The organism is Ramlibacter alkalitolerans, assembly GCF_016722765.1.
GTDB lineage: Bacteria > Pseudomonadota > Gammaproteobacteria > Burkholderiales > Burkholderiaceae_C > Ramlibacter > Ramlibacter alkalitolerans.
Map to the genome: position 1 here is coordinate 64,737 of NZ_JAEQND010000012.1, position 19,149 is coordinate 83,885.

At 69.8% G+C, this 19,149-nt stretch carries 15 protein-coding genes; 6 read left to right on the plus strand and 9 right to left on the minus strand.

From position 1 onward, the window contains the following. Window position 1: 1 nt before the first annotated feature. The 6 genes from JI746_RS20595 to dapC form a co-directional block, all read right to left on the minus strand. Entirely contained in the window at window positions 2-2,041 is a 2,040-nt protein-coding gene (locus JI746_RS20595; RefSeq protein WP_201692159.1) for an ABC-F family ATP-binding cassette domain-containing protein, read from the minus strand. Further along, entirely contained in the window at window positions 2,038-2,901 is an 864-nt protein-coding gene (prmB, locus tag JI746_RS20600; RefSeq protein ID WP_201692160.1) for a 50S ribosomal protein L3 N(5)-glutamine methyltransferase, read from the minus strand. Before prmB ends, JI746_RS20595 begins: the two co-directional genes overlap by 4 nt. Continuing rightward, entirely contained in the window at window positions 2,898-4,043 is a 1,146-nt protein-coding gene (gene dapE / locus JI746_RS20605; RefSeq protein WP_201692161.1) for a succinyl-diaminopimelate desuccinylase, read from the minus strand. The genes prmB and dapE overlap by 4 nt, the downstream gene beginning before the upstream one ends. 189 nt (window positions 4,044-4,232) lie before the next feature. Next, window positions 4,233-5,390, minus strand: coding sequence for a PilT/PilU family type 4a pilus ATPase (locus JI746_RS20610; protein WP_201692162.1), 1,158 nt, complete (start codon window positions 5,388-5,390; stop codon window positions 4,233-4,235). A 165-nt stretch (window positions 5,391-5,555) separates the two neighbouring features. After that, window positions 5,556-6,380 carry a 2,3,4,5-tetrahydropyridine-2,6-dicarboxylate N-succinyltransferase gene (gene dapD, locus JI746_RS20615; protein WP_201692163.1) on the minus strand — a complete coding sequence of 275 codons (825 nt, stop codon included), beginning with the start codon at window positions 6,378-6,380 and terminating at the stop codon, window positions 5,556-5,558. 11 nt (window positions 6,381-6,391) lie between these two features. Further along, window positions 6,392-7,591 carry a succinyldiaminopimelate transaminase gene (gene dapC / locus JI746_RS20620; protein ID WP_201692164.1) on the minus strand — a complete coding sequence of 400 codons (1,200 nt, stop codon included), beginning with the start codon at window positions 7,589-7,591 and terminating at the stop codon, window positions 6,392-6,394. 59 nt (window positions 7,592-7,650) lie between these two features. Between dapC and JI746_RS20625 the strand changes: the two genes are divergently transcribed. After that, on the plus strand, window positions 7,651-8,685 hold the full coding sequence (locus JI746_RS20625; protein ID WP_201692165.1) for an alkane 1-monooxygenase: 1,035 nt from the start codon (window positions 7,651-7,653) through the stop codon (window positions 8,683-8,685). Between the two features lie 93 nt (window positions 8,686-8,778). After that, the gene (locus JI746_RS20630; RefSeq protein ID WP_201692166.1) at window positions 8,779-9,162 is read left to right on the plus strand and encodes a VOC family protein; all 384 of its coding nucleotides are present in this window, start codon (window positions 8,779-8,781) and stop codon (window positions 9,160-9,162) included. A gap of 4 nt (window positions 9,163-9,166) precedes the next feature. Here the strand turns inward: JI746_RS20630 and JI746_RS20635 are convergent, their stop codons facing one another. Both JI746_RS20635 and JI746_RS20640 read right to left on the minus strand, forming a co-directional pair. Beyond that, the gene (locus tag JI746_RS20635) at window positions 9,167-10,060 is read right to left on the minus strand and encodes a DUF72 domain-containing protein (RefSeq protein WP_201692167.1); all 894 of its coding nucleotides are present in this window, start codon (window positions 10,058-10,060) and stop codon (window positions 9,167-9,169) included. Window positions 10,061-10,099: 39 nt separating this feature from the next. Then, window positions 10,100-10,867 carry an MHYT domain-containing protein gene (locus JI746_RS20640; protein WP_201692168.1) on the minus strand — a complete coding sequence of 256 codons (768 nt, stop codon included), beginning with the start codon at window positions 10,865-10,867 and terminating at the stop codon, window positions 10,100-10,102. 267 nt (window positions 10,868-11,134) lie between these two features. On the opposite strand from JI746_RS20640, the gene smc reads away from it, so the two are divergent. The 3 genes from smc (at window position 11,135) to ligA (ending at window position 17,881) form a co-directional block, all read left to right on the plus strand. Then, entirely contained in the window at window positions 11,135-14,650 is a 3,516-nt protein-coding gene (gene smc / locus JI746_RS20645) for a chromosome segregation protein SMC (protein WP_201692169.1), read from the plus strand. A 64-nt stretch (window positions 14,651-14,714) separates the two neighbouring features. After that, window positions 14,715-15,743, plus strand: coding sequence for a cell division protein ZipA C-terminal FtsZ-binding domain-containing protein (locus JI746_RS20650; RefSeq protein ID WP_201692170.1), 1,029 nt, complete (start codon window positions 14,715-14,717; stop codon window positions 15,741-15,743). Continuing rightward, window positions 15,740-17,881, plus strand: coding sequence for an NAD-dependent DNA ligase LigA (ligA, locus tag JI746_RS20655; RefSeq protein WP_201692171.1), 2,142 nt, complete (start codon window positions 15,740-15,742; stop codon window positions 17,879-17,881). Before JI746_RS20650 ends, ligA begins: the two co-directional genes overlap by 4 nt. 104 nt (window positions 17,882-17,985) lie before the next feature. Here the strand turns inward: ligA and JI746_RS20660 are convergent, their stop codons facing one another. Next, window positions 17,986-18,408 carry a YbaN family protein gene (locus tag JI746_RS20660; RefSeq protein ID WP_201692172.1) on the minus strand — a complete coding sequence of 141 codons (423 nt, stop codon included), beginning with the start codon at window positions 18,406-18,408 and terminating at the stop codon, window positions 17,986-17,988. A gap of 48 nt (window positions 18,409-18,456) precedes the next feature. Here JI746_RS20660 and def point away from each other — a divergent pair, with 48 nt between their 5' ends. Further along, entirely contained in the window at window positions 18,457-18,993 is a 537-nt protein-coding gene (gene def, locus JI746_RS20665; protein ID WP_201692173.1) for a peptide deformylase, read from the plus strand. Window positions 18,994-19,149 lie beyond the last annotated feature (156 nt).

The following is a 19,149-nucleotide window of genomic DNA, read 5'->3' on the forward strand; positions in this document are numbered from 1 at the left end:
TTCAGCCCGTGCTGGCCGCTTCGGCGGCCTCGATCTCGCCCGAGAGTTCGAGCCAGCGTTCTTCCAGCGTGGCGAGCTCGTCGCCCACGGCCTTCAGGCGCCGCCCCGCGTCGGCGATTTCCGCCGGCGGCAGGGCGCCCGAGAGGCGCGCTTCGAGCTCGCCCTTCTCGCTCTCGAGCGCCGCCATGCGCCGCTCGGCCTGTTCCAGCTCCTTCTTCAGGGGCTTCAGCCGCGTGGCGAGCTGCTGGCGCTGCAGGGCCTGGGCCTTGCGCTGCTCCTGGGGCGTGACGCGCGGCTCGTTGCCCGTGGACGCACTGGCTGCCAGTCCGGCGGCCACCTGCTCGCGCAGGCGCCGCGCTTCCTCCAGCAGGTACTTCTGGTAGTCGTCGAGATCGCCGTCGAAGGGCGCGACGACACCGCGGCCGACCAGCCAGAACTCGTCGCAGACGGAACGCAGCAGGGCCCGGTCATGGCTCACCAGCATCACCGTGCCTTCGAATTCGTTCAGCGCCACCGAGAGCGCCTCGCGGGTGTTCAGGTCCAGGTGGTTGGTTGGCTCGTCGAGCAGCAGCAGGTTGGGGCGCTGCCACACCAGCATGGCCAGCACCAGGCGCGCCTTCTCGCCGCCGCTCATGGTGCCCACGGCCTGCTGCACCATGTCGCCGGTGAAGAGGAACTGGCCGAGGTAGTTGCGCAGGTCCTGCTCGCGGTCGGACTGGTTGGTCGCGGCGGCGAGTTCGCGCGCCAGCCGCACCATGTGCTCCAGCGGCGTGTCCTGCGGGCGCAGCACGTCGAGTTCCTGCTGCGCGAAGTAGCCGATGCTGAGGCCCTTGCCTTCGGTCACGCGGCCGGCCAGCGGCGGCATGGTGCGCGCGATCGTCTTGACCAGCGTGGACTTGCCCTGGCCGTTGGCACCGAGGATGCCGATGCGCTGGCCGGCGAGGACGGAGCGGTTGACGTTGCGCAGGATGACCTTGGGCGCGGGGAGGCCCTCACCCCCGCCCTCTCCCGCAAGCGGGAGAGGGTGCAATCCACTCCCTCTCCCCCCTGCGGGGGAGGGCAGGGGTGAGGGCAAATACCCGAACGCGCCATCCTGGATCGCCAGCATCGGGTTCGGCAGGTTCTGCGGCTCCTTGAACTCGAAGGTGAACTCCGCGTCGGCGAGCACCGGGGCGATCTTCTCCATGCGCTCCAGCGCCTTGACGCGGCTCTGCGCCTGCTTGGCCTTGGTGGCCTTGGCCTTGAAGCGGTCGATGAACTTCTGCAGGTGCGCGATCTTGTCCTGCTGGCGCGAATACGCGGACTGCTGCAGTTCGAGCTGCTGCGCGCGCAGCAGCTCGAAGCCGCTGTAGTTGCTGCCGTAGCGCGTGAGCTGCTGCTTCTCGATGTGCAGGGTCACGCTGGTCACCGCGTCGAGGAACTCGCGGTCGTGGCTGATCACCACCAGCGTGCCGGCATAGCGTTGCAGCCAGCCTTCCAGCCAGACCAGGGCATCGAGGTCCAGGTGGTTGGTGGGTTCGTCCAGCAGCAGCAGGTCCGACGGGCACATCAGCGCCCGGGCGAGCTGCAGGCGCATGCGCCAGCCGCCGGAGAAGCTGTTCACGGGCCGATCGAGTTCGTCGGGCCGGAAGCCCAGGCCCAGGATCAGCGCCTGCGCCCGCGGCACCGCGTCGTGCGCCCCGGCGTCGGCGAGGTCCGAGTGCGCATGCGCGATGGCCAGGCCGTCGCCGCTCGTCTCGGCCGCCGCCAGTTCCTCGCGCAGCGTCACCAGCCGGGTGTCGCCGCCCAGGACGAAGGCCGTGGCCGGCTCCTCGCTGTCCGGCATGTCCTGGGCGACCTGCGCGAGCTGCCACTGCGGCGGCATCGAGAAGTCGCCCGCATCCTCGTGCAGGCTGCCATTGAGCAGCCCGAACAGCGTCGACTTGCCGGCGCCGTTGCGGCCCACGAGGCCCACCTTCTCGCCGGGATTGATGGTGACGGTCACACCATCGAGCAGCACCTTGGCGCCGCGGCGCAAGGTCACGTTGCGCAGCTGGATCATGGGAGCAGCGCTTCCTTCGTGAGCAGCAGCACCTGGTCGTCGCCGGCGCTGGTTTCCAGCCACACGGCTTCCAGGCGCGGGAAGGCGGCCTCGAAATGCGCCCGCTCGTTGCCGATCTCCAGCACCAGCACCGCGTGATCCGACATGCGCAAAGGCGCGTCGCGCAGCAGCGCGCGCACGAAATCCATGCCGTCGGCGCCGCCGGCCAGCGCCAGCCCGGGCTCGGCGCGGTATTCGGGGGGCAGGGCCGCCATGCTCTGCGCGTTCACGTAGGGCGGGTTGCACAGGATCAGGTCGTACGGACCGCGCAGGGCGGCCAGGCCATCGGATTCGAGCAGGCGGATGCGTCCGGCCAGCCCGTGCCTGTCGACATTGATGCGCGCCACTTCCAGCGCCTGGGCCGAGAGGTCGGCCGCATCGACTTCCACCTCCGGGTACGCCATCGCGGTCAGCACCGCGAGCGAGCCGTTGCCGGTGCACAGGTCCAGCACGCGCCGCGTGCGGTCGCTGAGCCACCCGTCGATGCTGCCGTCGGCCAGCAGTTCGGCGATGAAGCTGCGCGGCACGATCGCGCGCTCGTCGACGTAGAAAGGCACCCCCTGCAGCCAGGCCTCGCGGGTGAGATACGCCGCCGGCTTGCGGGTGGCGATGCGCTCCTGCACCAGCGCGCGCGCCGCCCGTTCCTCGCCGGCCTGCAACTCGCGCTGCGCGTGTTCGTCCAGCGCATCGAGCGGCAGCCCGAGCTTCCACAGCACCAGCCAGGCCGCTTCGTCGAAGGCGTTGGTCGTGCCGTGGCCGAAGGCGACGCCCGCGGCTTCCAGTTCGGAGGCCAGCCGTTCCACCAGGGGGAGCAGCTTCACGGGCGGTCCAGGTGCTCGAGCACGCCGCGGTAGATGTCCTTCAGCGGTTCCAGGTCCGCCACGCGCACGTGTTCGTCGATCTTGTGGATGCTGGCGTTGATCGGCCCGAACTCGATCACCTGCGGGCAGATGCGCGAGATGAAGCGGCCGTCGCTGGTGCCGCCGGTGGTCGAGAGCTCGGTCTCGATGCCGGCCACGTCGCGGATCGCCGCCTGCACGGCGCCGACCAGTTCGCCCGGCGTGGTCAGGAAGGGCTGGCCGCCGACCACCCAGGCCAGTTCGTAGTCGACCTGGTGGCGGTCCAGGATCGCGTGCACGCGCCGCTGCAGGTCCTCCGCGCTGCTGACGGAGGCGAAGCGGAAGTTGAAGTCGATCACCACCGAGCTCGGGATGATGTTGCCGGCGCCGGTGCCGCCGTGGATGTTGCTGATCTGCCAGCTGGTGGGCGGGAAGAAGTCGTTGCCGCGGTCCCATTCCGTCGCCGCCAGTTCCGCCAGCGCCGGCAGCGCCATGTGGATCGGGTTCTTCCCGAGCTGCGGATAGGCGATGTGGGCCTGGATGCCCTTGACGGCGAGCTTGCCGGAGAGGCTGCCGCGGCGGCCGTTCTTGATCATGTCGCCCAGTTTCTCCACCGAAGTAGGCTCGCCGACGATGCAGAAATCGAGCTTCTCGCCGCGCTCGCGCAGCTTCTCGCAAACGACGACCGTGCCGTCGACGCTGGGCCCTTCCTCGTCGCTCGTGAGCAGGAAGGCGATGCCCAGCTCGGGATCCGGCCGGCGCGCCAGGAATTCCTCCACCGCCACGGTGAAGGCTGCGATCGAGGTCTTCATGTCGGCCGCGCCGCGGCCGTAGAGGTTGCCCTGGCGGTGGCTGGGCACGAAGGGGTCGGACTTCCACTGGTCCAGGGGGCCGGTCGGCACGACGTCGGTGTGGCCCGCGAAGACCAGGGTGCGGCCGGTCTTGCCGGGACGCTTGGCCCAGAGGTTGCGCACGCGGAAGTGGTCCGGGCCGCTGACGATGGTTTCGCAGGCGAAGCCGAGGGGTTTCAGGCGGGCTTCGATGAGGGGCTGGCATTGCCCGTCTTCGGGCGTGACGGAAGGCTGGGCAATCAGTTGCTCAGCCAGGTGCAGGACTCTGGACATCGGCGTAGTCTATTCGGTGGCCGGTGCTTGCCTTGGCCGCTGGCGGGATGACGTAGGCTGGGGTGACGCGCGAAGCGCCGGAACCCCAGCGATGCGCGAGCGCCGCGAAGCGCTGGGGTTCGCGCGCTGGCGCGGCTCACCGCCAGCCTACGGTGCACCGCAAGCGCCGACGAGGGCCGGCCGCGAAGCTCAGTGCTTCACGTCCAGCGTGATCTCCGTGAACGACGGCTCGTCGTCCAGGTCTTCCGGGCTGTCGCCGTCGTTGCCGAGCGTCTTGGCCTGCTCGGTCTGCGTGTTCTGCAGCCGCCATTGCAGGTTGGTCGGCGAGTCGGCGTAGGCCAGGCCTTCCTTCTTGTCGACGATGCCGTCGAGGATCAGGCGAGCGATGTCCTGCTCGAAGGTCTGCGAGCCCTCTGCCATGGACTTCTCCATCGCCTCCTTCACGCCGGAGAAGTCGCCCTTCTCGATCAGTTCGGAGACGAGCTTCGTGTTGAGCATCACCTCCACCGCCGGGGCCCGGCCGCCGGACACCGTGCGCAGCAGGCGCTGCGACACGATGGCCTTGAGCGCCGCGGCCAGGTCGCCCAGCATGGTGGGGCGCACTTCGACGGGGTAGAAGGACAGGATGCGGTTCAGCGCCTGGTAGCTGTTGTTGGCGTGCATGGTCGCCAGGCACAGGTGGCCCGACTGCGCATAGGCGATCGCGGCGGACATGGTCTCGCGGTCGCGGATCTCGCCGATCAGGATCACGTCGGGTGCCTGCCGCAGCGCGTTCTTCAGCGCGGTCTGCAGCGACTGCGTGTCGCTGCCCACCTCGCGCTGGTTCACCACCGACTTCTTGTTGCGGAAGATGAATTCGACCGGGTCCTCGATGGTGAGGATGTGGCCCGTCATCGTCTCGTTGCGGTGGTCGATCATGGCCGCGAGCGTGGTGCTCTTGCCGGCGCCGGTGGAGCCCACCATCAGCATCAGGCCGCGCTTTTCCAGGATCAGGTCGGCCAGGATCATCGGCACCTGCAGGGTCGCCAGCGGCGGGATGTCGCTGGCGATGTAGCGGATCACGGCGGCGATGGTGCCGCGCTGGCGCATCGCGGAGAAGCGGTAGTTGCCGGCGTCTTCCACGGCGTAGGCCATGTTCAGCTCGCCGGTCGCATCGAGTTCCTCCATGCGGTGCGCGGGCAGCACTTCGGCCAGCAGCGCACGCGTGGCGTCCGGGGGCAGCAGCTGGTTGTTGATCGGCAGCGTCTGGCCGTTGATCTTGATCATCGCCGGCGCGTGCGCGGACAGGTACACGTCCGAGGCCTTCTTGTCGGCCATCAGGCGCAGGATGCGCTCCATCGTTCCCATCGAACCCACTCCTCTGATCCGTCGCGTTCTTGCGTCATCCCCGCGAAGGCGGGGATCCAGAGCATTCTCTTTTCGAATCGCCGATGGCGAAAGCCCTGGATTCCCGCCTGCGCGGGAATGACGGCGTTTTGGCGCTTTTGTGTCGGCGATTTGCCGCGTCTTGTCTCAATCCCGCAGCAGATCGTTCAGGCTGGTCGTCGAACGCGTCTTGGCGTCCACCCGCTTGACGATGATGGCGGCGTACAGGTTGTACTTGCCGCCGTCCTTGGGCAGGCTGCCGGAGATCACCACCGAGCCGGCCGGCACGCGGCCATAGTGCGTCTCGCCGGTCGTGCGGTCGTAGATCGGCGTGCTCTGGCCGATGTACACGCCCATCGAGATCACGGAGTTCTCCTCCACGATCACGCCTTCGACGACTTCGGAGCGGGCGCCGATGAAGCAGTTGTCCTCGATGATCGTCGGGTTCGCCTGCAGCGGCTCCAGCACGCCGCCCAGGCCCACGCCGCCGGACAGGTGCACGTTCTTGCCGACCTGGGCGCAGGAGCCCACGGTGGCCCACGTGTCCACCATGGTGCCTTCGTCGACGTAGGCGCCGATGTTCACGTACGAGGGCATCAGGATTGCGCCCCGGGCGATGAAGGCGCCGCGCCGCGCCACCGCCGGCGGCACCACGCGCACGCCGGTGGCGGCCATCTCGTCGGCCGACAGGTGCGAGAACTTGGTCGGCACCTTGTCGTAGAAGGCGAGCTCGCCGCTCTTCATCAGCACGTTGTCGTTCAGGCGGAAGGACAGCAGCACCGCCTTCTTCAGCCACTGGTTCACCGTCCACTGGCCCACGCCCTGGCGGGTGGCCACGCGCAGCTTGCCGGTATTGAGTTCGCCGATCACGTGGTCGACGGCCTCGCTCACTTCCTTGGGCGCGCCCTTGGGCGAGAGATTGGCGCGGTCTTCCCACGCCTGGTCGATGATGTTCTGGAGCTGCTGGGTCATGGGGGGATTTCTCAGGGCCTGGATTGCACGAATTGCACGATGCGCTGCGCGGCTTCGAGGCACTCGGCGGTGTCCGCCACCAGTGCCATGCGCACGCGGCCGGCGCCGGGGTTGAAGCCATGCGCTTCACGCGCGAGGTAGCTGCCCGGCAACACCGTCACATTGTATTGAGCCAGCAGGTCGCGGGCGAAGTCGGTGTCGCTGCCGCGCACGCCGGCCCAGAGGTAGAAGCTCGCATCGGGCAGCCGCACGTCCAGCACCTGCTCCAGCAGCGGCGTGACTTCGGCGAACTTGCGGCGGTACTGCTCGCGGTTGGCGACGACGTGCTGCTCGTCCTGCCAGGCGACGGCGCTGGCGGCCTGCACGATCGGGCTCATCGCGCTGCCGTGGTAGGTGCGATAGAGCAGGAACTGCCTGATCAATCGCGCGTCGCCGGCGACGAAGCCGCTGCGCATGCCGGGGACGTTGCTGCGCTTGGACAGGCTGGTGAACGCCACCAGCTTGCGGAAGTCCGCGCGCCCCAGCTTCGCCGCCGCTTCCAGGCCGCCCAGGGGCGGCTCGTCGCGGAAGTAGATCTCGCTGTAGCACTCGTCGGAGGCGATGACGAAGCCGTGCCTGTCCTGCAGCGCGAACAGCTTGCGCCACTCCTCCAGCGGCATCACGGCGCCGGTGGGGTTGCCCGGCGAGCAGACGTACAGCAGCTGCGTCTTCGCCCAGGTGGCTTCGGGCACGCTGTCCCAGTCCACCGCGAAATTGCGCGCCGGGTCGCTGGGCGCGTAGTACGGCTCGGCGCCCGCCAGCAGGGCCGCGCCCTCGTAGATCTGGTAGAAGGGATTGGGGCAGACCACCACCGCCGGGCGCGTCGGGTCGATCACCGTCTGCGCGAAGGCGAACAGCGCCTCGCGCGAGCCGTTCACGGGCAGGACCTGCGTCGCGGCATCGACCGCCAGGCCGTAGCGGCGCTGCAGCCAGCCGGCGCAGGCGGCGCGCAGTTCCGGCGTGCCGGCCGTGGGCGGGTAGCCGGCGAGGTCGCTGCCCGGGACTTCCATGGCGGCCGCGAGGGCCTGCTTGATGAAGGCGGGCGTGGGGTGCTTGGGTTCGCCGATGCCCAGGCTGATGGGCCGCAGGGCGGGATTCGGCGTGACGCCGGCGAACAGTTGGCGCAGCCGCTCGAAGGGGTAGGGCTGCAGCCGGGACAGCAGGGGATTCATGCCCGGATTATCCCTGCCCCGCGATTGACCTTCGCCGGGCGCGGCGCTCCAATGCGCCGATGAAGGCCAACACCCTGCGGGCCAGTGACCTGCGATTCCTGCTGGCGCTGCTGCTGCCCGCGCTGACGCTGCACTCGGTCTCGCACCGGCCGCAAACGGCCGGTCTCGTGGCTTTCGGCGTTCTGTTCCTGATCGCCGCGCTGGAGGCGCTCCTGCCCGCCCTGGCCCGTTCGCCGGCGCCGCACGCCGATGGCGGCACGCTGCGCTGGGTGCTGCGCCTGTTCGTGCCGCTGGAACTGGCCTTGCTGTCCGCAGGCGCCACGGCGGCCGTGAATGCCTCCTGGCCCACGCTCGTCGGCGTCGGCATCGCCGTGGGCTTCGTCACCGGGGCGCAGGGCATCACCTTCGCCCACGAGCTGGGGCACAGCCGGCAGCGCGCCGATCGCGCGCTGGCCTGGGTGCTGATGACGCCGGTGGGCTACCCGCAGTTCATGGTGGAGCACTTCCGCGGGCACCACGTGCGCGCCGCCACCCCCGCCGATCCCGCCTCGGCGCGCCCCGGCGAAAGCCTGTGGGCTTTCCTGCCGCGCACCCTGGCCGGCAGCCTGCGCAGCGCCTGGGAACTGGAGGCAGCGCACCTGCAGCGCAGGCGCCGCGGGTGGGCCGCGAGTCCGCTGCCTTGGGCCAGCGGTGCCAGCGTCGCGTGGCTGCTGGCGCTGGCCGTCGCGGGGCAGTGGAAGCTGCTGGCGTTCTGGCTGGTGCAGAGCGCCTTCGCGGTGTGGCTGCTGGAGACCGTGAACTACATCGAGCACTACGGCCTGCAGCGACGCCTGCAGGCGGATGGCCGGCCCGAGCCTTTCGGCGTGGCGCACGCCTGGAATGCGGACCACGTGGTGTCCAACAGCCTGCTGGCGAACCTGCAGCGGCATTCCGACCATCACGTGCACGCCTGGAAGCCGTTCGGGCAGCTCGAGCCGCTGCCCGGGCCGCAGCTTCCGACCGGCTACGCGGGCTGCATCCTGCTGGCCGCCGTGCCGCCGCTGTGGTTCCTCGTGATGGAGCCGCGGCGGGCCGGCGCCGCCGCCCCAGGGTAAAAGGCCGGGTTGCCTTCCTTCGGTCGCGCGGGCTTTTGCGTCGCCGGCAGCAGGGATTTATCCTTGCAGCCCCGCTGTTGCAAAGGAGCCGCCATGCTGCCTCTGTCCCAAGCCAGGGCCACCACCATCCTGCCGGTGAAGGACCTCGCTCGCGCCCGGGCCTTCTACGAAACCCGGCTCGGCTTCTCCCACGGCGCGGCCAAACCCGACGGGGCCTGGGTGTACGACACGGAGAAATACTCGATCGCGCTGCTGCCCAAGGAAGGCGGGACGAAGGCCGAGCACACTGCGCTCAGCTTCGAGGTGAGCGACATCGTGGACGGCATCCGCACCCTGGAGAAGGCCGGCGTGGTGTTCGAGGACTACGACTTCCCGGGGCTCAAGACCGTGGAACACGTCTGCGACATGGCCGGCGAGAAGTGCGCCTGGTTCCGGGACACGGAGGGCAACTTCCTCTGCCTGCACGAGAGCCGCTGACGCCTCACGCCGGGGCCGGCTGCCACGCCACGTCCAGCAGCGCCATCAGCTCGCGGGCGTTCTCGGGCGCATGGCGCTTGTCCGTGTTGTCGAAGTAGCAGTAGACGTCCCGCCCGCTGCGCTCGCGTGAGCGCACCGGGCAGATGAGGCGCGCATCGTCCGGCTCGCCGCCGTCGCGCCACGCGCCGATGAAGCGCGCCCAGCGCTCCAGCTCCTCTCTCGTGTAGCGGCTGTTGTACAGCTCGGTGGAGCCGTGCAGGCGCATGTAGACGAAATCGGCGGTGACGTCCTCGTACAGCGGCCAGGGCTTCGGCGTGTCGGCCACCACCCAGGCGATGCGGTACTTGCGCAGCAGGCGGATGAAGTCGGGCGTGACGAAGCTCTCGTGCCGCACTTCCACCGCATGCCGGATGCGCCGGTTGCGCCCGGGCTCCAGCCGTTCGCGCCCCTGCAGGCGCGCGTCGCGCTGCAGCGCGAGCTTCGCGGCGTCGTGGGTGCTGTTCGGCAGCAGCTGGAAGAAGGCCTCGAACAGCTCCGGGTGGAAGCGCATCATGGGCGGGAACTGCCACAGGATGGGCCCCAGCTTCTCCCCCAGCTCGAACAGGCCGGACGCGAGGAAGTTCGCCAGCGCCACCTCGACGTTGCGCAGCTTCAGCATGTGGGTGATGTAGCGGCTGCCCTTGACCGCGAACACGAAGCCGGGCGGCGTGTGCCCGGCCCACATCGCATAGCTGGAGGGGCGCTGCAGCGAATAGAACGAGCCGTTCAACTCCAGCGAGTTGAACACCCGCGAAGCGTGCTGCAGCTCGCGCCATTGCGCCAGCCCGGTGGGATAGAAGTGCCCGCGCCAGGGCGTGTAGCGCCAGCCCGAAACGCCGATCAGGACCTTGCCCGCCATGCCCTCTTTCTGCCAGAAGCCGGCGCGGCCGGGGGGCCTTCAGCGCACCGAGACGCCGAATTCCTCCATGTCGTACAGCGCGGAGTCCTGCCAGGTGTGGTACGCGGCGATCAGCCCCGCCACCACCACCGCCACCAGGCCGACGACGAAGGGCAGCGAGGTGGCTCCGACGTAGCCGAAGCCGTCCGGTGCGATGCCGGGGTCGGAGGTGCAGATGAATTCGGCCGCGGTCATGCCCGTGTAGTGCATGGCGCAGACCGCCACGCCCATGATCAGGGCGGCCAGCACGCGCATGCCGACGCCGCCGGTGTTGAAGGCCAGCCACAGGGCGGCGGTGGCCGCCAGCACGGCGATCACCGCCGAGAGGGCGATCACGCCGACGTCCCAGCGGATATAGCCGGAGATCTTCATGCCCCACATGCCCAGGTAGTGCATCACGACCACGCCCATGCCCAGGAGGAAGCCAGCGCCCAGCAGGCGGCCCAAGCGCTCCGGCGCCCGGGCGACGAATCCCAGCGCCAGCGCCGTGGCGACGACGGCGGCGACCAGCGAGATCAGCGTCTCGCCCATGGCGTAGCTGCTGGCGACGCCCAGCTTGAGCGCCAGCATGCCGATGAAGTGCATGGCCCAGACGCCGATGCCGCCCAGGGCGAGTCCGGCGGCGATCGTGTTGCCGACGCTGATGCTGCCGTCCGCCTGCCCGATGCGGGTGGCGGAGTTCAGCGCGACGAAGGCGCCCAGGACCGAGATCCCATAGGAAATGGCCACGTACAGCAGTTGGTAGCTGGTGGCGACCGGGGTGTTCATGTCTCCCTCCCTGTTTTGATTGCAATTCTGGCGACATTTGGTTACGTGCCAGCCGCAAGCGTCTGAGGGATGACCCTGGGTCCTGCCAAAAAATTGGCACTCCGCGTGGTTTTGGCGACAGTGCAGCAGGGGCCATGCACCGCGCCGGTGCGCGCACGGCAGCAGTTATCATGTGCCCCGTAGACGCCGGCAGTGGGGCGCCGTGCGAGACGCTCGCGCGCGCTCCCGCCGGCGCTGTCCATTGCGTTGCGACAAGGGCGAGGGGCCGTGCGTCTCACATCGATCAAGCTTTCCGGGTTCAAGTCCTTTGCCGAACCCACCAACTTCATGCTGCCCGGCCAGCTGGTGGGGGTGGTGGGCCCCAACGGCTGCGGCAAGTCGAACATCATGGACGCCGTGCGCTGGGTGCTGGGCGAGAGCAAGGCCAGCGAGCTGCGCGGCGAGTCCATGCAGGACGTGATCTTCAACGGCACGACCACCCGCAAGCCGGCCTCGCGCTCCTCGGTCGAACTGGTGTTCGACAACGCCGACCACCGCGCCGGCGGCCAGTGGAGCCAGTTCGCGGAGATCGCCGTCAAGCGCGTGCTCACGCGCGACGGCACGTCCAGCTACTACATCAACAACCAGCCGGTGCGCCGGCGCGACGTGCAGGACGTGTTCCTCGGCACCGGCCTGGGGCCGCGCGCCTACGCCATCATCGGCCAGGGCACGATCAGCCGGATCATCGAGTCCAAGCCCGAGGAGCTGCGCCTGTTCCTGGAAGAGGCCGCCGGCGTCTCCAAGTACAAGGAGCGCCGGCGCGAGACCGAGAACCGGCTGCACGACACGCGCGAGAACCTCACGCGCGTCGAGGACATCCTGCGCGAGCTGAACTCCAACCTGGAAAAGCTGGAGAAGCAGGCCGAGGTGGCCGCCAGGTACAACCAGCTGCAGTCCGACGTCACCTTGAAGCAGCACCAGCTCTGGTTCCTCAAGCGCGCGGAGGCCGAGACGGACCAGGCGCGCATCAAGGCCGATGCCGACAAGGCCGTCAACGAGCTCGAGGCGCGCGTGGCGGACCTGCGGCGCGTCGAGAGCGAGCTCGAGACGATCCGCCAGGCGCACTATGCCGCCGGCGACCAGGTGAACCAGGCCCAGGGCCAGCTCTATGAGGCCAGCGCCGAGGTCGGGCGGCTGGAAGCCGAGATCCGCTTCGTGGTCGAAGGCCGCCAGCGGGTGGAGCAGCGGCTGGTGCAGCTCAAGGAACAGGCGGCGCAGTGGGCCGCCCGCAAGGACGAAGCCGAGGCGGAGACCGGGAACCTGGCGGCGCTGGCCCTGGAGGGCGAGGAAAGGGCGACCCTGCTGGCGGCGCAGGTCGAGGAGCAGGGCATGCAGCTGCCCGACCTCGAGGATGCCCTGCGGCAGGCGCAGTCCCGCGCGTCCGAGCAGCGCGTCGCCGTCACGCAGGTGCAGCAGCAGATCCAGGTGCTGGCGGCGGACCAGCGCAACATCGAGGAACAGTCGCGGCAATTGAACCAGCGGCGCGAGCGGCTGGTGACCGACCGCAACGCGCTCGCCGCCCCCGACGAGCAGCGCCTGGCCAACCTGCAGCAGCAGTTGGCCGCCGCGCAGGAAGCCGCCGAGACGGCCGACGCCCGGCTGCACGAACTGCAGGAGCAGGTGCCGCAGCTCGACGAGGACCGCCGGGGCCGGCAGCAGGACGTGAATGCGCAGGGCGCGCGCCAGGCCGACCTGTCGGCGCGCATGGAGGCGCTCAAGGCGCTGCAGGAGAAGGTGCGCACCGACGGCAAGCTGCAGCCCTGGCTGGCCAGGCACGGCCTGGGCGGCCTGCAGGGCCTGTGGACGAAGATCCACATCGAACAGGGCTGGGAAAGCGCGCTCGAAGCCGCGCTGCGCGAGCGCCTGAACGCACTGGAAGTCTCGCGCCTGGACATGGTGCGGGCCTTCGCCGGCGATGCGCCGCCGGCCAGGCTGGCCTTCTACCACGCGCCTGCTGCCGGCACGCCCGAAGCCGCCGCGACGTTGCCGCGGCTGGCCGACCTGCTGCGCCTGAACGATGCGGGCCAGAAGGCGCTGCTGGCCGACTGGCTGCACGGCTGCTACACCGCTGCTTCGCTGGAGGAGGCGCTGGCCGCGCGCGACAAGCTGCGCCCCGGCGAGACCCTGTTCGTGAAGTCGGGCCACGCGGTCACGGCGCACAGCGTCAGCTTCTATGCCCAGGACTCCGAGCAGGCCGGCCTGCTGGCGCGCCAGCAGGAGATCGAGAACCTCGAGAAGCAGCTGCGCGCGCAGGCGCTGATCACCGAGGAAGCCCGCTCGGCCCTGGTGCGCGCCGAGGCGGCGTACAGCGACGCCGCCCAGCGCCTCACCGGGGCCCGCCGCGAAGCCGCCGAGAACCAGGGCCGCGCCCACGAACTGCAGGTCGAAACGCTGCGCCTGTCGCAGCTGGCGGAACAGACCCGCGCCCGCAGCGAGCAGATCGGCTCCGACCTCGCCGAGGTCGATGCGCTGCTGGAAGAACTGCAGGAGCGCCGCGTGGCGGCCGAAGCGCGCTTCGAGGAACTGGACATGCAGCTGGCCGACAGCCAGGAGCGGCATGCGCAGCTCGACGAGCGCGTGATGGAGGCCGAGCGCAAGGTCGCCGAGTCGCGCGAGCAGCATCGCAGCCTGGAGCGCCAGGCGCAGGAAGCGCAGTTCGCCCAGCGGGCGCTGGAGGCACGGCGCGGCGAACTGCAGCGGGCGATCGCGACGGCGACCCAGCAGGCCGGCTCGCTCGCCGGCGAGGAAGAACGCGCCGCCGCGGAACTGGCGCGCCTGACCGACGCCGCCGCGCAGGCGGGCCTGCAGTCGGCGCTGGAATTGAAGTCGCAGCGCGAGCAGGTGCTGGGCGCCAAGCGCAGCGAGTACGACGATCTCACTGCCAAGCTGCGCGCCAGCGACGAGCGCCGGCTGCAGCTGGAACGCGAGCTCGATCCGCTGCGCCAGCGGATCACCGAACTGCAGCTGAAGGAGCAGGCGGCCCGCCTGGGCCTGGAGCAGTACACGCAGATGCTGGTGGATGCGCAGGCGGACCTCGAAGCCGTGGGCAAGTCGGTCGCGGAGAACAACGTGCGCCTGGCCGGCATGCAGTCGGAGATCGAGCGCATCCACCGCGAGATCGCGGCCCTGGGCGCGGTGAACCTCGCCGCGCTGGAGGAGCTGAGCACGGCGCGCGAGCGCAAGTCCTTCCTCGATGCGCAGTCGAAGGACCTGACCGAGGCGATGACGACGCTGGAGGACGCGATCCGCAAGATCGACGGCGAAACGCGCGAGCTGCTGGGAAGCACCTTCGAGACCGTCAACGGCCACTTCGGCCGCATGTTCCCCGAGCTGTTCGGCGGCGGCAACGCGCGGCTGGTCATGACCGGCGAGGAGATCCTCGATTCCGGCGTGCAGGTGATGGCGCAGCCACCCGGCAAGAAGAACCAGACCATCCACCTGCTTTCGGGCGGCGAGAAGGCGCTGACCGCCATCGCGCTGGTGTTCGCGATCTTCCAGCTCAATCCGGCACCCTTCTGCCTGCTGGACGAGGTGGACGCGCCGCTGGACGACGCCAACACGGAGCGCTATGCGAAGCTGGTGGGCAGCATGAGCAAGGAGACGCAGTTCCTCTTCATCAGCCACAACAAGATCGCGATGGAGATGGCCGAACAGCTCATTGGCGTGACCATGCAGGAGCAGGGCGTCTCGCGCATCGTGGCGGTGGACATGGAATCCGCCGTGTCGATGGCCGAAGCCGCATGATGCTCGCGTCGCGCTTCTTCCTCCCTCTCCCGCCTGCGGGAGAGGGCCGGGGTGAGGGCTCCCCATGAGCAACTTCACTCTCGGCGTCGCCCTTCTCGGCGGCTTCGTCCTCGCCTTGCTCGTCGCCTGGAACGCCTGGACGACCCGCCGCAACACGCCGCGCCAGCCGCAGGCCGCCGCCGCGGCCGGCGCGAGCGTCGAATCGCCGCCGGAGCGCAAGGAGCCCGTCTTCGACGACGCTCCGCTCGCCCCGCTGCCCTTGCCGGAGAAACGCCCCGGGCTCGATGCCCTGATCGACGTGCTGGCCCCGATCGCCCTCGATGGGCCGGTGTCCGGCGAGCTGGCCCTGTCCGTCCTGCCGCCCACGCGGCGTGCCGGCAGCAAGCCCTTCGCGATCGAGGGCCGCAACGAGGCCACGCAGGAATGGGAGACGCCGCGCGCCGGCCAGCGCTACACGGCGTTCCAGGCCGGCGTGCAGCTGGCCAACCGCAAGGGCGCGCTCAACGAGATCGAGTTCTCGGAATTCGTGATCAAGGCCCAGGCGTTTGCCGACGCGGTGAACGGCGAAGCGGTTTTCCCGGAGATGCGCGATGAGGTGGCGCGGGCACGCGAACTGGACCAGTTCGCCGGCGCCCACGACGCGCAACTGGGCTTCACACTGCGGGCTCGCAATGCCGCCTGGAGCCCGGGCTACGTGCAGCAGAACGCCGCGCGCCTGGGTTTCGTTGCCGGCGCCATCCCGGGCCGGCTGGTGCTGCCGGCCGGCGTGCCGGGTGGCCCGCCGCTGCTGGGCCTCGCGTTCTCCAGCCAGGCTGCGCTGGCCGACGATCCGGCCCAATCGGCCATCCGCGAGCTGACCCTGAGCCTGGACGTGCCGCAGGTCCCGCGCACCGAGCAGCCCTTCGTGCGCATGCGGGACGCGGCGAGCGCGCTGGCCGCCGCCATGGACGGCCTGATCACCGACGACGACGGCCGCGAGATCCCGCCCGAGGCGCTGGACGTGATCGGCGCCGACCTGGAGCAGTTGTACGACACGCTGGATGCGCGCGACCTCTCGGCGGGCTCGCCGCAGGCGCGGCGCCTGTTTTCATGATCCCTGCCAAGCTCCGTGAACGCGCCGACGCCCTGCGCGAACTGCTGCACCACCACGCCCACCAGTACTACGTGCTGGACGCGCCGGAACTCCCGGACGCCGAATACGACAAGCTGTTCGCCGAACTGCAGTCGCTGGAGGAGCAGCATCCGGAGCTGGCGACGCCGGATTCGCCCACCCGGCGCGTCGGCGGCAAGGCGCTGGACGCCTTCGCCAAGGTGCGCCACAAGGTGCCCATGCTGTCGATCCGCACCGAGACCGACATCGAGGCGAGCGGCGCCCGCAACTTCGACGCCCGGGTGCGGCGCGAGCTGGGGCTCAAGGAGGACGATCCGCCGATCGAATACGTGGCCGAACTCAAGTTCGACGGCCTGGCGATCAACCTGCGCTACGAAGACGGCGTGCTGGTGCAGGCGGCCACGCGCGGCGATGGGGAGATCGGCGAGGATGTGACGCAGAACATCCGGACGGTCGGGCAGATTCCGCTGCGGCTCGGGGAGCGCCCCCACCCCAACCCTCCCTCAGAGGGGGAGGGAGCAACACCGAAGCACTCCCTCTCCCGCTTGCGGGAGAGGGCGGGGGTGAGGGTGCCCCCGATCCTCGAAGTCCGCGGCGAGGTCTACATGCGGCGCGACGACTTCGAGCGCCTGAACGAGCTGCAGCGCGAGAAGATCGCCCGGGGCGCGAAGAACGAGAAGACCTTCGTCAATCCGCGCAACGCCGCCGCCGGCGCCGTGCGCCAGCTCGATCCCGCCATCGCCCGCCAGCGCCCCCTGAGCTTCTACGCCTACGGCTGGGGCGAGATCGAGGGCGGCCCCGCCTTCGAGACGCACCACCAACTGCTGCAGGCGCTCGCGGCCTGGGGCTTCCCCGTCTCGCAACGCACCGTGCTGGCCCGCGGCGCCGAGGAACTCGTGGCCTACCACCAGGCCGTGGGGCGCGAGCGCGACAGCCTGCCCTTCGACATCGACGGTGTGGTCTACAAGGTCAACAGCCTGGCGTTGCAGAAGCAGCTCGGTTTCGTGACGCGCGAGCCGCGCTGGGCGGTCGCCCACAAGTTCCCGGCGCAGGAACAGCTCACGACGGTGGAATCCATCGACGTCTACGTGGGCCGCACCGGCAAGCTCACGCCGGTGGCGCGGCTGGTGCCGGTGTTCGTCGGCGGCGTGACGGTGACCAATGCGACGCTGCACAACGAGGACGAGGTGCATCGCAAGGACGTGCGCGTGGGCGACACGGTGATCGTGCGCCGGGCGGGCGACGTGATCCCGGAGGTGGTCGCCGTCGTGCCGGACAGGCGCGTGCCGGGCGCGCAGGAGTTCCACATGCCGGCCACCTGCCCGGTGTGCGGATCGGCCGCCGTGCGCGAGGAAGGAGAGGCCGACCATCGCTGCACCGGGGGTCTCTTCTGCGGCGCCCAGCGCAAGCACGCGATCCTGCACTTCGCCCAGCGTCGCGCGATGGACATCGAGGGCCTGGGCGAAAAGCTGGTCGACCAGATGGTCGATGCCGGCGTGATCCGCGTCCTGCCGGACCTGTACCGCCTCGGCCTGCAGGGGCTGGTCGCTTTGGAGCGCATGGGCGACAAGTCGGCCCAGAACCTGCTCGCGGCGCTGGAGAAGTCGAAGTCGACGACGCTGCCGCGCTTCCTGTACGGGCTGGGCATCCGGCACGTGGGGGAATCCACGGCGCGCGACCTCGCCCGCCACTTCGGCCAGCTCGATCGCATCATGGACGCGAGCGTGGAGCAGTTGCTGGAAGTGGCCGACGTCGGGCCGGTGGTCGCCGAGAGCATCCATGCCTTCTTCGAGCAGCCGCACAACCGCGAGGTGATCGAGCAGCTGCGCGCCTGCGGGCTGCACTGGGAAGAGGGCGAGCCGGCGGTGCAGGCGCCCAGGCCTTTGGCCAGCAAGACGGTGGTGCTGACCGGCACGCTGCCCGCGCTCTCACGCGACGAGGCCAAGGAACTGCTGGAAGCCGCCGGCGCCAAGGTGGCCGGGTCCGTCAGCAAGAAGACCGACTATGTGGTCGCCGGCGCGGAGGCGGGCAGCAAGTTGGACAAGGCGCGCGAACTGGGCGTGCCGGTGCTGGACGAAGACGGCCTGCGCCGGCTGCTTTCGGGGGCTTCGCCAACGTAGGCTGGCGGTGACGCGCGACCGCGCAGCGGTTCGCGCCGGAACCCCAGCGTTTTCGCACCCGGCAAGCCGGGGTTCGCGCAGCTCACCTTCCGCTGCGCGCCGGCCTACGACGTGCTGCCCGGGCGATGCTCCGGCCGCCGCCACAGCCACACCAGCACGACGAGCATCAGCACCAGGCCGATCAGGACCAGATTGCGCCAGCCGGCCGGGACCAGGTAGGCCATCAGCGGGCCGCTCACCGCGATCATGCCGGTGGCGAACCACTTGGCCGGGCGCGGCACGATGCCGGCTTCTTCCCACTCGCGCAGCGGGCGGCCGAAGCGCGGATGCGTGAGCAGCCAGCGGTGCAGCCGGGGCGAACTGCGCGAGGCAGCCCAGGCGGCCACCAGCAGGAAGGGCACCGTCGGCAGCACCGGCACGACGATGCCGATCAGCCCCAGCAGCACGCACACGCCCGCCAGCGCCTGCAGGGCCCAGCGAGCAGGGGCCGCGAGTCCACGGGGGGCCGTCTGCGCTTCGTTTTCCATTTCCCCACAAGATACCAGTTGCGCACCCTGCGCGTATGCTCCTGAACGATGTCCCTACGTGAAATCCTGAAGATGGGGGATCCGCGCCTGCTGCGTGTGGCGCAACCCCTACGCGCGTTCGACACGCCGCAACTGCATGCACTGATCGCGGACATGCAGGACACGATGCGCGCCGCCAACGGCGCCGGCCTGGCCGCGCCCCAGATCGGGGAGGACGTGCAGCTGGTGATCTTCGGCACCGACGCGCCCAACCCCCGCTATCCCGACGCACCGCCGGTGCCGCGCACCGTGTTGATCAACCCGCGGATCACGCCGATCGGCGATGAGGAAGAAGAGGACTGGGAAGGCTGTCTGTCGGTGCCGGGCCTGCGCGGCGTCGTTCCGCGCTGGCGCCGCATCCGCTACACGGGCTTCGACGAGAAGGGCCGTCCCATCGAACGTGAAGTCGAAGGTTTCCATGCCCGCGTGGTGCAGCACGAATGCGACCACCTGGAGGGCAAGCTGTACCCGATGCGGGTGCGCGATTTCAGCCGCTTCGGCTTCACCGACATCCTCTTCCCGGAACTGTCGCAGGCCGACGACTAGTTCTCCCGCCGTCATTCGCGCGGAGGCGGCCCCCACAGCCGTCATTCCCGCGGCGACGCCCCCCACCCGCCGTCATTCCCGCGGAGGCGGGAATCCAGGGCGTCCGGAGAGCGCGCCGCGCGCGCGCCTTCCTGGATCCCCGCCTGCGCGGGGATG

Bases quoted from the DNA above. Each gene is read 5' to 3' on its own strand.
- dapE (WP_201692161.1), bottom strand. From the start codon at position 4,043: ATGTCCAGAGTCCTGCACCTGGCTGAGCAACTGATTGCCCAGCCTTCC.
- dapD (WP_201692163.1), bottom strand. From the start codon at position 6,380: ATGACCCAGCAGCTCCAGAACATCATCGACCAGGCGTGGGAAGACCGC.
- JI746_RS20650 (WP_201692170.1), top strand. From the start codon at position 14,715: ATGAGCAACTTCACTCTCGGCGTCGCCCTTCTCGGCGGCTTCGTCCTC.
- def (WP_201692173.1), top strand. From the start codon at position 18,457: ATGTCCCTACGTGAAATCCTGAAGATGGGGGATCCGCGCCTGCTGCGT.
- JI746_RS20610 (WP_201692162.1), bottom strand. From the start codon at position 5,390: ATGGGAACGATGGAGCGCATCCTGCGCCTGATGGCCGACAAGAAGGCC.
- JI746_RS20595 (WP_201692159.1), bottom strand. From the start codon at position 2,041: ATGATCCAGCTGCGCAACGTGACCTTGCGCCGCGGCGCCAAGGTGCTG.
- JI746_RS20625 (WP_201692165.1), top strand. From the start codon at position 7,651: ATGAAGGCCAACACCCTGCGGGCCAGTGACCTGCGATTCCTGCTGGCG.
- JI746_RS20635 (WP_201692167.1), bottom strand. From the start codon at position 10,060: ATGGCGGGCAAGGTCCTGATCGGCGTTTCGGGCTGGCGCTACACGCCC.
- JI746_RS20660 (WP_201692172.1), bottom strand. From the start codon at position 18,408: ATGGAAAACGAAGCGCAGACGGCCCCCCGTGGACTCGCGGCCCCTGCT.
- ligA (WP_201692171.1), top strand. From the start codon at position 15,740: ATGATCCCTGCCAAGCTCCGTGAACGCGCCGACGCCCTGCGCGAACTG.
- JI746_RS20640 (WP_201692168.1), bottom strand. From the start codon at position 10,867: ATGAACACCCCGGTCGCCACCAGCTACCAACTGCTGTACGTGGCCATT.
- JI746_RS20630 (WP_201692166.1), top strand. From the start codon at position 8,779: ATGCTGCCTCTGTCCCAAGCCAGGGCCACCACCATCCTGCCGGTGAAG.
- dapC (WP_201692164.1), bottom strand. From the start codon at position 7,591: ATGAATCCCCTGCTGTCCCGGCTGCAGCCCTACCCCTTCGAGCGGCTG.